The sequence below is a fragment of the Candidatus Erwinia dacicola genome (assembly GCF_001756855.1).
Classification (GTDB): Bacteria; Pseudomonadota; Gammaproteobacteria; order Enterobacterales; family Enterobacteriaceae; genus Erwinia; species Erwinia dacicola.
This window is the reverse complement of record NZ_MAYS01000305.1, coordinates 1-12731: the sequence shown is the minus strand read 5'-3', so window position 1 is coordinate 12731 and position 12731 is coordinate 1. Positions and strand designations below refer to the sequence as shown.

At 53.9% G+C, this 12731-nt stretch carries 14 protein-coding genes; all 14 read left to right on the top strand.

The window, feature by feature from the left end:
- The first annotated feature begins 188 nt into the window (after positions 1-188).
- The 14 genes from yceD to ptsG all read left to right on the top strand — a co-directional run bounded on the left by yceD (position 189) and on the right by ptsG (position 12489).
- Complete coding sequence (yceD, locus tag BBW68_RS09005; RefSeq protein ID WP_070135102.1) at positions 189-710, top strand: 23S rRNA accumulation protein YceD; 522 nt, start codon at positions 189-191, stop codon at positions 708-710.
- 16 nt (positions 711-726) lie between these two features.
- Positions 727-897, top strand: coding sequence for a 50S ribosomal protein L32 (gene rpmF, locus BBW68_RS09000; protein WP_070135100.1), 171 nt, complete (start codon positions 727-729; stop codon positions 895-897).
- 22 nt (positions 898-919) lie between these two features.
- Positions 920-1954 (top strand): phosphate acyltransferase PlsX, encoded by a 1035-nt coding sequence (gene plsX / locus BBW68_RS08995; RefSeq protein ID WP_070135098.1) that lies wholly within the window; start codon positions 920-922, stop codon positions 1952-1954.
- A gap of 6 nt (positions 1955-1960) precedes the next feature.
- Positions 1961-2914 carry a beta-ketoacyl-ACP synthase III gene (locus tag BBW68_RS08990; RefSeq protein WP_070135096.1) on the top strand — a complete coding sequence of 318 codons (954 nt, stop codon included), beginning with the start codon at positions 1961-1963 and terminating at the stop codon, positions 2912-2914.
- 61 nt (positions 2915-2975) lie between these two features.
- Positions 2976-3905, top strand: a complete 930-nt coding sequence (fabD, locus tag BBW68_RS08985) for an ACP S-malonyltransferase (RefSeq protein ID WP_070135094.1) — start codon at positions 2976-2978, stop codon at positions 3903-3905.
- A 12-nt stretch (positions 3906-3917) separates the two neighbouring features.
- Positions 3918-4652: a 3-oxoacyl-ACP reductase FabG gene (gene fabG, locus BBW68_RS08980; protein WP_070135092.1), complete on the top strand. Its 735-nt coding sequence runs from the start codon at positions 3918-3920 to the stop codon at positions 4650-4652.
- 151 nt (positions 4653-4803) lie between these two features.
- The gene (gene acpP, locus BBW68_RS08975) at positions 4804-5040 is read left to right on the top strand and encodes an acyl carrier protein (protein WP_048916391.1); all 237 of its coding nucleotides are present in this window, start codon (positions 4804-4806) and stop codon (positions 5038-5040) included.
- Between the two features lie 88 nt (positions 5041-5128).
- Positions 5129-6370 carry a beta-ketoacyl-ACP synthase II gene (gene fabF / locus BBW68_RS08970; RefSeq protein WP_070135090.1) on the top strand — a complete coding sequence of 414 codons (1242 nt, stop codon included), beginning with the start codon at positions 5129-5131 and terminating at the stop codon, positions 6368-6370.
- Between the two features lie 126 nt (positions 6371-6496).
- Complete coding sequence (gene pabC / locus BBW68_RS08965) at positions 6497-7297, top strand: aminodeoxychorismate lyase (RefSeq protein ID WP_070135088.1); 801 nt, start codon at positions 6497-6499, stop codon at positions 7295-7297.
- 12 nt (positions 7298-7309) lie between these two features.
- Positions 7310-8338, top strand: coding sequence for an endolytic transglycosylase MltG (gene mltG / locus BBW68_RS08960; protein ID WP_070135086.1), 1029 nt, complete (start codon positions 7310-7312; stop codon positions 8336-8338).
- On the top strand, positions 8328-8963 hold the full coding sequence (gene tmk / locus BBW68_RS08955) for a dTMP kinase (RefSeq protein WP_070135084.1): 636 nt from the start codon (positions 8328-8330) through the stop codon (positions 8961-8963). The genes mltG and tmk overlap by 11 nt, the downstream gene beginning before the upstream one ends.
- The gene (gene holB, locus BBW68_RS08950) at positions 8960-9958 is read left to right on the top strand and encodes a DNA polymerase III subunit delta' (RefSeq protein WP_070135082.1); all 999 of its coding nucleotides are present in this window, start codon (positions 8960-8962) and stop codon (positions 9956-9958) included. Before tmk ends, holB begins: the two co-directional genes overlap by 4 nt.
- A gap of 11 nt (positions 9959-9969) precedes the next feature.
- A complete protein-coding gene (locus BBW68_RS08945; protein ID WP_070135081.1) occupies positions 9970-10761 on the top strand; it encodes a metal-dependent hydrolase in 792 nt (263 codons plus the stop codon).
- A 294-nt stretch (positions 10762-11055) separates the two neighbouring features.
- A complete protein-coding gene (ptsG, locus tag BBW68_RS08940) occupies positions 11056-12489 on the top strand; it encodes a PTS glucose transporter subunit IIBC (RefSeq protein WP_070135079.1) in 1434 nt (477 codons plus the stop codon).
- Positions 12490-12731 lie beyond the last annotated feature (242 nt).

Here is a 12731-nt window from a genome sequence, read left to right as displayed (position 1 = left end):
CGATCGGTATTGACAGTGGACGTAGAGGCTAAAACCAGTTGGTGCATAATTTTTCTAGAATATATAGCGAATCGGTGGCAGGCATTTTAAACTGTGTGCCGCACAGGATGCGAATCATGGCTGAAAGATGCCGTTTTACGGCCTTTTCCTTTGACTCTATGTCGTTAGAAAGTTAGTATGCGCGCCCTATGCAAAAGGTAAAATTACCCCTGACTCTCGATGCGGTCCGAACCGCTCAAAAACGCTTGGACTACCAAGGTGTTTATACCCCTGAACAGGTTGAGCGTATCGCTGACTCGGTGGTCAGTTTGGACAGTGATGTTGAATGTGCGATGTCGTTTGCGATTGACGAACAGCGCTTGGCGGTGCTGAAAGGTACGGCTGATGTCTCTGTGACGCTGTGCTGCCAACGCTGCAATCAGACATTCTCGCATCATGTCCACGTATCGTACTGTTTTAGCTTGATCGTCACTGACGAGCAGGCCGAAGCATTGCCGGAAGCGTACGAGCCGATCAACGTCAACGAGTTTGTCAAAACCGAACTGCTGGAATTGGTTGAGGATGAAATCATCCTCGCCCTGCCTGTCGTTCCGGTGCATGATTCTGAACACTGTGAAGTGTCCGAAGCAGACATGGTCTTTGGTAAGTTGCCTGCAGAGGCAGAAAAACCAAACCCATTTGCCGTATTAGCCAGTTTAAAGCGTAAGTAAAATAGGAGTAAGGTCCATGGCTGTACAACAGAATAAACCAACCCGTTCCAAGCGTGGCATGCGTCGTTCACACGATGCGCTGTCTACTGCAGCTCTTTCCGTAGACAAAGTTTCTGGCGAAACTCATCTGCGTCACCACATCACTGCGGATGGTTACTACCGCGGTCGCAAGGTCACCGTTAAGTAATTCCGCGGTTAGCGGAGCTATTTTGACACGATTGACCCTAGCGATAGATGCCATGGGCGGGGACTTTGGTCCCTACGTGCCAGTGCCTGCATCATTGCAGGCACTGGCATCTAACCCACATCTGCATCTTCTTTTAGTCGGCGATCCCGATAAAATCACGTCATTACTTACCACAGCTGATTATGCCCTCAGGGCGCGTCTGCAAATTATTCCTGCCGAATCGGTTATTGCAAGTGATGACAGCCCTTCTAAGGCGATTCGCGCCAGCCGTGGTACATCCATGCATATTGCGCTGGAGCAAGTGAAAGAAGGGCTGGCTCAGGCCTGCATCAGCGCGGGAAATACCGGGGCGCTGATGGGGCTGGCCAAACTATTATTAAAACCGCTAGACGGCATTGACCGCCCGGCGTTAATGACCGTGTTACCGCATCAGCAGCACGGTAAGACCGTTGTTCTTGATCTAGGCGCTAACGTCGATTCTGACGGTGCTATGCTGGTGCAGTTTGCTATTATGGGTGCGGTAATGGCGGAAGAAGTGTTAGCTATTACGCGGCCAAGAGTGGCACTACTGAATATTGGTCAGGAAGAGACCAAAGGGCTGATTTCGATTCGCGATGCGTCAGCCAAGCTGTGTGAAACGCCAGAAATTAACTATATTGGATACCTCGAAGGCAAAGATCTTCTTACTGGTAAGACAGACGTGCTTGTCTGCGACGGTTTCGTAGGCAATGTCACGCTGAAAACGATGGAAGGCGTGGTAAGAATGTTCCTTTCTCTGTTGAAATTACAGGACGAAGATAAAAAAACGGTCTGGTGGTTGCGAGTGTTGGGGCGCGTTTTACAAATGCGCCTAGCTAAGAAGCTCGGCCATCTCAACCCCGACCATTACAATGGTGCCTGTCTGTTAGGATTACGTGGCACCGTGATTAAGAGTCACGGTGCGGCGAATGAGCGCGCATTTGCTGTGGCGATCCAACAGGCAGAGCAGGCGGTGCGGCGGCAAGTACCCGAGCGGATTGCTGCCCGCCTTCAAGCTGTATTACCTAAGAGTGACTGAGCGTACATGCATACGAAAATTATCGGTACGGGCAGCTATTTGCCCGAACAGGTGCGGACTAACGCCGATCTGGAAAAAATGGTGGATACGTCAGACGAGTGGATTGTCACTCGTACTGGTATCCGTGAACGACGTATCGCCAGCCCGGACGAAACCGTGGCAACCATGGGCTTCCACGCCGCAGAACGTGCGCTGTCCATGGCCGGAATTGATGAGAACGACATTGGTCTGATCGTGGTTGCGACCACCTCCTCAAGTCACTCATTCCCAAGTTCCGCCTGCATAATCCAGCAAATGCTGGAGATTGATGATGCGGCATCTTTCGATCTGGCTGCCGCCTGCGCGGGTTTCACCTATGCGCTTAGCGTGGTCGACCAGTACATCAAAAACGGTGCAGTGAAACATGCCCTAGTGATCGGCGCTGACGTGCTGGCCCGTATGCTCGATCCTGAGGATCGCAGCACCATCATTCTATTTGGTGATGGCGCAGGCGCAGTGGTACTGGGTGCCAGCGAAGAGCCGGGTATTATCTCGACTCACCTGCATGCCGATGGCCGTTATGGCCAGCTGCTGACCCTGTTAAATCAGGATCGTGAGCATCAGGATCAACCGTCCTATGTGACCATGGCGGGTAACGAAGTCTTTAAAATCGCCGTAACCGAGCTGGCTCATATCGTTGATGAAACCCTTCAGGCCAATAATCTTGACCGCAGCGCCATCGACTGGCTGGTGCCGCATCAGGCTAACCTGCGTATTATCAGCGCCACCGTTCGCAAGCTGGGCATGGATATGGATAAAGTGGTGGTGACACTCGATCGTCATGGCAACACCTCTGCGGCCTCGGTGCCGACGGCGCTGGATGAAGCGGTGCGCGACGGTCGTATTCAACGCGGCCAGTTAATCCTGTTGGAAGCCTTTGGCGGCGGGTTCACTTGGGGTTCGGCGCTGGTGCGCTTCTGATTATCTTTTTTGATTAATAATATTTTTATTAATAAGTCATCGCGACTAACAGGAAATCACAATGACGCAATTTGCAATGGTTTTCCCTGGACAGGGATCTCAGGCTCTGGGAATGCTGACCGATTTAGCAAGCGAAAACAAGCTTGTGGAAGAAACCTTTAGTGAAGCCTCTGCTGTGCTTGGTTATGATCTATGGCAGCTAGTTCAACAAGGACCTGCTGAAGAGTTAAACAAAACTTGGCAAACTCAGCCCGCTTTACTGGCCGCATCTGTTGCCATTTTCCGCGTTTGGCAAGAAAAAGGTGGAAAAGAGCCGTCAATGCTTGCAGGCCACAGCCTAGGTGAGTACAGTGCTCTGGTTTGTGCAGGTGTCATTGCTTTTGCCGATGCGATCAAGCTGGTTGAGCTGCGTGGCAGACTGATGCAGGAAGCCGTTCCTGAAGGAACGGGCGCGATACAGGCCATTATTGGTCTGGACGATGCGTCTATCGCAAAAGCCTGTGAAGACTCTGCACAGGGGCAGGTGGTTTCTCCGGTAAACTTTAATTCACCGGGTCAGGTGGTGATTGCCGGCAACAAAGAAGCCGTTGAGCGTGCTGGTGCTGCCTGTAAGGCCGCCGGCGCTAAGCGTGCGTTGCCACTGCCAGTGAGCGTTCCGTCGCACTGCGCGCTGATGAAGCCCGCTGTGGATAAGCTGGCGGTAGCGCTGGAGCAGCTTACCTTCAACACCCCCGCCTTCCCGGTGGTGAATAACGTTGATGTGAAATGCGAGACATCAGGCGAAGCGATTCGCAGTGCGCTGGTTCGCCAGCTGTACAGTCCGGTACGCTGGACAGAATGTGTAGAATTTATGGCTCAGCAGGGCGTCACTTCGCTGCTGGAAGTGGGTCCGGGTAAGGTTTTAACCGGGCTGACTGAGCGTATTGTTGACACTCTGACGGCGATGGCGGTAAACGACGAGGTCAGCCTGTCAGCGGCGCTTGAACAATAAACGAGGATGAACATGAACTTCGAAAGTAAAATAGCGCTGGTCACTGGTGCAAGTCGTGGAATTGGTCGTGCTATTGCAGAAACTCTGGTGGCTCGCGGTGCCAAAGTTGTGGGTACTGCAACCAGCCAAAGCGGTGCCGATGCTATCAGCGCCTATCTGGGTGATAACTGTAAAGGACTGCTCCTGAACGTTACCGACTCAGCCTCGATTGAGTCTGTGTTGGAAAATATTCGTGCCGAATTTGGCGAAGTGGACATTTTAGTCAATAATGCAGGCATCACGCGTGATAATATTCTGGTGCGTATGAAGGACGACGAGTGGCAGGATATTCTGGACACCAATCTAACTTCCGTATTCCGCCTGTCGCAAGCGGTAATGCGCGCAATGATGAAAAAACGCTCGGGCCGAATTATTACCATTGGCTCCGTAGTTGGAACAATGGGTAATGCGGGCCAAGCAAACTACGCAGCAGCAAAAGCGGGTTTGATTGGCTTTAGCAAGTCACTGGCGCGTGAAATCGCGTCACGTGGCATTACCGTTAACGTCGTGGCACCCGGTTTCATTGAAACCGACATGACGCGTGCGCTAAGTGAAGATCAGCGTGCGGGCATTCTGGCAGAAGTGCCTACAGGGCGACTCGGCGGCGTGCAGGAAATCGCCAATGCTGTTGCATTTTTAGCCTCTGACGAGGCTGCGTACATCACTGGTGAAACGCTGCACGTCAACGGCGGAATGTATATGGTCTGATCATCACGAAATATTTGCGTTATTTAGGGTAAAAGCCGCAAAATAGCGTGAATCATGGTCATCCCAGCCGGGATTTAGTTGCATCTTTCTCAACATTTTATACACTACGAAAACCATCGCGAAAGCGAGTTTTGATAGGAAATTTAATAGTATGAGCACTATCGAAGAACGCGTTAAGAAAATCATTGGCGAGCAGCTGGGCGTTAAACAGGAAGAAGTTGTTAATACTGCCTCTTTTGTAGATGATCTGGGTGCTGATTCTCTTGATACCGTTGAGCTGGTAATGGCTCTGGAAGAAGAGTTTGATACCGAGATTCCGGATGAAGAAGCTGAGAAAATCACTACCGTTCAGGCTGCCATTGATTATATCAATTCAGCTCAAGCATAAGTGAACATTTCTAGGCGGTCATTCGACCGCCTGAGTTTTATCTGAACTTCCCACACAGTGTCAACTTTTCCCTCCTTGGAGGACGAACGTGTCTAAGCGTCGTGTAGTGGTGACTGGTCTTGGCATGTTATCTCCTGTCGGCAATACCGTAGAGTCCACCTGGAATGCTCTTGTTGCCGGTCAGAGTGGCATCAGCCTTATCGACCATTTTGATACTAGTGCCTACGCAACGCGTTTTGCTGGCTTAGTAAAAGACTTCAATTGTGATGAACTTATCTCGCGCAAAGATCAGCGTAAGATGGATGCTTTCATCCAATATGGCGTCGTCGCTGGCATTCAGGCCATGCACGATTCCGACCTTGAGATCACCGAAGAGAATGCCGACCGTATTGGTGCCGCTATTGGTTCCGGTATTGGCGGGTTAGGTCTGATTGAAGAAAATCATGCTTCTCTGGTGAATAGTGGCCCGCGTAAAATCAGCCCGTTCTTTGTGCCTTCGACCATTGTGAACATGATTGCGGGGCATCTCACCATCATGTTCGGTATGAAAGGTCCAAGCATCTCTATCGCTACCGCCTGTACTTCCGGTGTGCATAACATCGGTCACGCTGCCCGTATCATTGCGTATAACGACGCGGATGTGATGCTGGCAGGCGGTGCTGAGAAAGCCAGTACCCCGCTTGGCGTCAGTGGATTCGGGGCGGCACGTGCGCTCTCAACCCGCAACGAAACCCACCAGTCGGCAAGCCGCCCGTGGGATAAGGATCGTGACGGTTTCGTCCTCGGTGACGGAGCAGGGTTAGTGGTGCTGGAAGAGTATGATCACGCGAAAAAACGCGGTGCGGAAATCTATGCAGAAGTCGTTGGTTTCGGCATGAGCAGCGATGCTTATCATATGACTTCGCCACCAGAAAATGGTGCAGGTGCCGCACTGGCGATGGTTAATGCACTGAAAGATGCACAGCTGTCTGCGGAGCAGATTGGTTATATCAACGCGCACGGCACCTCGACGCCGGCCGGTGATAAAGCTGAAGCTCAGGCGGTGAAATCCGTCTTTGGTGCTTCAGCGCGCAGCGTTATGGTCAGCTCGACCAAATCCATGACCGGGCATCTGCTCGGCGCAGCGGGGGCGGTAGAGTCTATCTTCACTATCCTTGCGCTGCGCGATCAGGTTATCCCGCCGACCATCAATCTGGATAACCCGGATGAGGGTTGTGACCTAGATTTTGTCCCGCACGTCGCGCGTCAGGTGAAATGTATGGAGTACAGCTTGTGTAACTCCTTCGGTTTTGGCGGAACTAACGGCTCGCTGATCTTCCGTAAAATCTGATCCTGTCCGTACTTATCTAAGGCCCGCACACAACTGGCGAGTGCTATATGCTTCATTACTTAGAATCAGATGATTCTCGCGCGCCAGACAGGTAATCTGTTCGGGTAAAAATAACGGAGAGTGAGCATGATGTGGGTTAATGGCTTGGCACAGGAAAGCATTGAAGCACGCGACCGTGCCGTGCAGTTTGGTGACGGCTGCTTTACCACCGCCCGTATTCTGCACGGCAAGATGCTGCAACCGGAAGCCCACCGCCAGCGATTGCAACAGGCCTGTGAACGCCTGATGATCGCCGGGGTAGACTGGCAGCTGCTTGCGCAGGAAATGGTTGCTATCGCCAGCACGATAGATGATGGCGTGATGAAAGTGATCATTACGCGCGGTAGCGGCGGGCGTGGCTATAGTGCCTGCGGCTGCCAGCAGCCTGCCCGCATTATGTCACTCGCTGCCTGGCCCGCGCACTACCTCAGGCTGCGCCAGACAGGGGTGTGCCTAGCGCTCAGCACGGTCCGGTTGGGAAAAAATCCGCTACTGGCCGGGATCAAACACCTTAACCGCCTTGAGCAGGTGATGATCCGCATAGAGCTTGAGCAGACCGCCGCGGATGAGGCGCTTGTGCTTGACAGTGACGGCATGCTGGTGGAATGCTGTGCGGCAAATTTATTCTGGCGCGTGGGAGAACAGGTATTTACCCCCGATCTCAGCGCCTCTGGGGTGAATGGCATCAAGCGCCAGCAGGTAATGCAACAGGTCATTGGATTCGGTTATGCCCTTAGTGAAGTGCGCCAGGACTATCAGGTGTTGGCCGATGCTGAAGAAGTGCTGATTACCAACGCGCTGATGCCGGTATTACCGGTCAGCCAGATTGAGGCATGGCGCTATACGTCACGCGACCTGTTCAGCCAGCTCAATCCCGATAATGAATGATGTGGAAACGTCATGACTAAAATCCGAAAGATACTCGTCGCGCTGCTGGCTATCGCCGTGCTAGCTGCTGCTGCATTCAGCTACTGGGAAACGCGTCAGTTTGCCGATTCTGCCCTGACCATTGACAGTGAAACCATCTTTACGCTGCCGGTCGGTTCCGGGCGGGTGGTGCTGGAAGCGCAGCTGGAATCAAAACATATTATCAGCGGCACGCCGTGGTTTGGGGTGTTGTTGAAGCTGGAACCGGAGCTTGCGAAGTTCAAAGCCGGAACCTACCGCTTTACGCCAGATATGACCGTGCGTGAGATGCTGCAACTACTGGCCAGCGGCAAAGAAGCGCACTTCCCGCTGCGTTTTGTTGAAGGCACGCGCATGCAGGAGTGGCTGAGCCAGTTACGCAACGCGCTCTACATCAAGCACACGCTGAGCAACGATAAGCTGGCAACGGTAGCCGCTGCGCTCAAGCTTGAGGGCGAGCAGCAGGGTGTGGAAGGCTGGTTCTATCCGGATACTTACCTTTATACCGCAAACACTCCCGATGTAGCGCTGCTGAACTGCGCCCATGAGCGCATGGAAAAACGGGTGGATAGCGTTTGGCAGGGGAAAATGGATGACCTCCCGTATAAAAGTAAAAATGATATGCTGACCGTGGCCTCGATTATTGAGAAAGAGACGGCGGTCAGCGAAGAACGCAGTAAAGTGGCCTCGGTGTTTATTAACCGCCTGCGCCTCGGTATGCGTCTGCAAACCGATCCGACAGTGATCTATGGTATGGGCGACAGCTATAAAGGCACCATGACGCGTAAAGATCTGGAAACGCCGACCGCCTATAATACCTACGCCATCAGCGGCCTGCCGCTAGGCCCGATTGCGATGCCGGGCAAGGCCTCGCTGGAAGCGGCAGCTCACCCAGAAAAGACCAACTTCCTCTATTTTGTCGCCAACGGAAAAGGGGGGCACACCTTTACGACCAACCTAGCGAGCCACAACAAAGCAGTGCAGGTGTATCGCCTCACGTTGAAGGAAAAAAATGAACAGTAAATTTATCGTTATCGAAGGGCTGGAAGGCGCAGGAAAAACCACGGCGCTTGATGCGATCGTTAGTGAACTGCAGCGCCACGGCATTAACGATATTGTTTTCACCCGTGAACCGGGCGGCACGCCGCTGGCCGAGAAACTGCGTGATTTAATCACGCAGGGCATTGAGGGGGAGCAGGTAACCGACCAAGCCGAGCTGCTGATGCTGTACGCCGCTCGCGTGCAGCTGGTGGAAAACGTGATCAAACCTGCGCTGGCACGCGGTGCATGGGTGGTGGGCGATCGTCACGATCTCTCCTCTCAGGCCTACCAAGGAGGCGGGCGCGGTATCGACAGCTACCTGATGAGCTGCCTGAAGCAGGCCGTGCTGGGCGATTTTGCACCGGATTTGACCCTGTACCTGGAAGTGACGCCGGAGATTGGCCTGCAGCGCACGCGCGCGCGGGGGGGGGAGTTCGATCGTATCGAACAGGAGTCGCTGAACTTCTTTACCCGCACGCGTGAGCGCTATCTTGCCTTGGTTGCCACAGACAGCCGCATCCGCAGCGTGGATGCGACCCAGCCGCTGGAACAGGTCAGCGCCGTGCTGAAAGCCACGCTCAACCAGTGGCTACAGGAACAGCAATGAACTGGTATCCGTGGCTGAATTACAGCTATCGTCAGATCCTCAGCCAGCACCAGGCACAGCGCGGGCATCATGCGCTGCTGATTCAGGCATTGTTTGGTATGGGGGACGATGCGCTGGCTTGGGGCATCAGCCGCTGGCTGATGTGCAAACAGCCGGACGGACTTAAAAGCTGCGGCAAATGCCACCCCTGCCAGCTGATGCAGACGGGAACGCATCCAGACTGGTATCGGCTGGAAGCGGAGAAGGGCAAAAGTTCACTCGGCATTGATGCGGTGCGTAGCGTGACCGAGAAGCTCTGGCATCACGCGCAGCAGGGCGGGGCAAAAGTTGTCTGGCTACCGGATGCTGGGCAGCTGACCGAAGCGGCGGCCAATGCTTTACTGAAAACGTTGGAAGAACCGCCGAAGAATACTTGGTTTCTCCTCAGCAGCCTTGAACCGTCACGCCTGCTGCCAACGCTGCGCAGCCGCTGCCTGTTGTGGCACCTCGCGCCGCCGGATGAAGCACAAAGCCTGCAGTGGCTGAATAAGCATTGTGCTGCCGGGCTGAATGAGCGCACCGCTGCGCTACGGCTTGCCTCCGGGGCACCGGTGGCCACGCTTGAACTACTGAAAGAGAAAACTTGGCAGCAGCGCCAGCAGGTTTGTCAGGCGTTGCCTGCCGCCCTGCGGGGCGACACGCTGAGCCTGCTGCCTGCACTCAACCACGATGACGCCGCACGGCGTATCGGCTGGCTCTGTTCGCTGCTGGTGGATGCCATCAAGTGGCAACAGGGCGGCGGGCAATACATCAGCAATGTCGACCGCCAGGCTGAAGTGATGCACCTCGCCAGCCTGCTGCCCTCGGCGGCAATCGACGCCAGCCTGCGCAATTGGATGCAGTGCCGCGATCGTCTGCTCAATGTGGTTGCGGTTAACCGCGAGCTGCTGCTAACCGAACAGCTGCTGAACTGGGAAGCTATTATTAAACCGGCTGCGGCCGCTTCACCGAATTAAAGAGTAACGCGATGTTTTTAGTTGATTCCCACTGCCATCTTGATGGCCTGAATTATGAAACCCTGCATCAGGACGTGTCCGATGTGCTATCCAAAGCCGCCGCGCGCGATGTGAAATTTTTGCTGGCAGTGGCGACCACGCTGCCGGGCTACAAGGCCATGGTTGATCTGATCGGCGAGCGCCCAAACGTGGCCTATTCCTGCGGTGTGCACCCGCTGAATCACGAAGAGGAGTACGACTTCGCCGAGCTGCGCGCCCTGGCAGCCCATCCGCGCGTGGTGGCGATGGGAGAAACCGGGTTGGACTACTTTTATCAGAAAGATACCAAAGCCCGTCAGCAGGCCTCCTTCCTCGAGCATATCCGCGTAGGGTGCGATCTGAACAAACCGTTGATCGTCCACACCCGCGATGCGCGTAAAGACACGCTAGCGGTCCTGCAGGAAGAGAAGGCCGACGAGTGCGGCGGTGTGCTGCATTGCTTCACTGAAGATCGTGAGACGGCCGGAAAGCTGCTGGATATGGGTTTCTATATTTCGTTCTCCGGAATTGCCACTTTCCGTAACGCGGAGCAGATTCGTGAAGCGGCGCGCTACGTTCCGCTCGACCGCATGTTGGTCGAAACCGATTCGCCTTATCTGGCCCCGGTGCCGCATCGCGGTAAAGAAAACCAGCCAGCCTACACGCGCGATGTGGCGGAATATATGGCGGTGGTAAAAGGGGTTAGTATTGAAAAGATGGCCCAAGCCACGACAGAAAACTTCTCACGCCTGTTCCACGTGCCCATGTCGCGCCTCGCCGGGTAATGATAGAGCGCGGGTTTCTTTTATAGCTTGTAATTAATAGGCAGAAGTCGTAAAGTGCAGCGCCATAAAAGGTTGCTACACTCTATTTTTGCCAAAATCTCCTAAAGAAATGGCCCACATTCAACGAAACGTGATAGCCATCAAACAAATTTGAACGGATTTATTTTACTATTCGTAATAAATACCGAGAGCGCTAAAAGAGCTCCACCCGCGCAGCTGGTCCTCCCTCTCTGCAACGCAGGCCGATCTCTCAGCCTGCGATAAAAAAGCACTCATACTCAGGAGCTTCACACTATGTTCAAAAATGCATTTGCGAACCTGCAAAAGGTCGGTAAATCGCTGATGTTGCCTGTATCGGTTCTGCCGATTGCGGGTATTCTGCTGGGCGTTGGTTCTGCCAACTTTAGCTGGTTGCCTTTGGTGGTTTCACACGTTATGGCGGAAGCCGGTGGCTCGGTGTTCGCCAACATGCCGCTAATTTTTGCTATTGGTGTGGCGCTGGGCTTCACCAATAACGACGGCGTTTCAGCACTGGCGGCAGTAGTGGCCTATGGCATTATGGTGAAAACCATGGCCGTGGTCGCCCCGCTGGTATTACATCTGCCAGCCGAAGAAATTGCGGCGAAACACTTGGTGGACACCGGAGTACTGGGCGGCATTATTGCCGGTTCCATCGCCGCGTATATGTTCAACCGCTTCTACCGCATCAAGCTGCCTGAATATCTGGGCTTCTTCGCCGGTAAACGCTTTGTGCCGATTATCTCTGGTTTCACTGCCATCTTCCTCGGCGTGATCCTCTCCTTTATCTGGCCACCGGTTGGTACCTCCATCCAGACGTTCTCACAGTGGGCGGCTTATCAGAACCCGGTTGTGGCCTTTGGTATCTATGGGGTGGTTGAGCGTGCTCTGGTGCCGTTTGGTCTGCATCACATCTGGAACGTACCTTTCCAGATGCAGATTGGTGAATACACCAACGCTGCGGGCCAAGTGTTCCATGGTGATATCCCTCGCTACATGGCGGGTGACCCGACTGCGGGCATGCTGTCCGGCGGCTTCCTGTTCAAAATGTACGGGCTGCCAGCGGCAGCTATCGCCATCTGGCACTCAGCAAAACCTGAGAACCGTGCGAAAGTGGGCGGTATCATGATCTCCGCTGCGCTGACCTCGTTCCTGACCGGGATTACCGAACCGATCGAGTTCTCGTTCATGTTCGTTGCGCCAGTCCTGTATGCCATCCATGCTATCCTAGCGGGCCTAGCCTTCCCAATCGTTATTCTGTTAGGCATGCGTGACGGCATCAGCTTCTCACACGGTCTGATCGACTTTATCGTGCTGAGCGGCAACAGCAGCCGCATCTGGCTGTTCCCTATCGTCGGGATCGTGTACGCGCTGGTTTACTACACCGTGTTCCGCGTGCTGATTGCCAAATTCAACCTGAAAACCCCGGGTCGTGAAGATACCACCAGCGAGCAGAACAGCAGCTCAGCCAGCGAAATGGCTGGTAACTTGGTGGCGGCGTTTGGTGGTAAAGAGAACATCACCAACCTCGATGCCTGCATCACCCGTCTGCGCGTAAGCGTTGCGGACATCACGAAAGTGGATCAGGCTGGCCTGAAGAAACTGGGCGCTGCGGGTGTGGTTGTGGCGGGTTCCGGCGTTCAGGCAATTTTCGGCACCAAGTCAGATAACTTGAAAACCGAAATGGATGACTATATCCGCAACATGTAATTCATGACGTGATGAGAAGGGGACGGGCAATGCCCGTCCCTTTTTACTTACAGGTCGATGACGCGACTACATACAAATAGACCCGCAGATACTCCGTTAGGCACAGCAGTACCATTGCCTAGCCGTATGACATCGTACCTAGCGATAGTAGTCGAGGTCGTTGCCCATCGCAGTGCCGAATGAAACCTGCGTCAGCTCGCCAGCGTCATTAATGCGCTCAATCAGGTCGAGTCCGTTAAGGT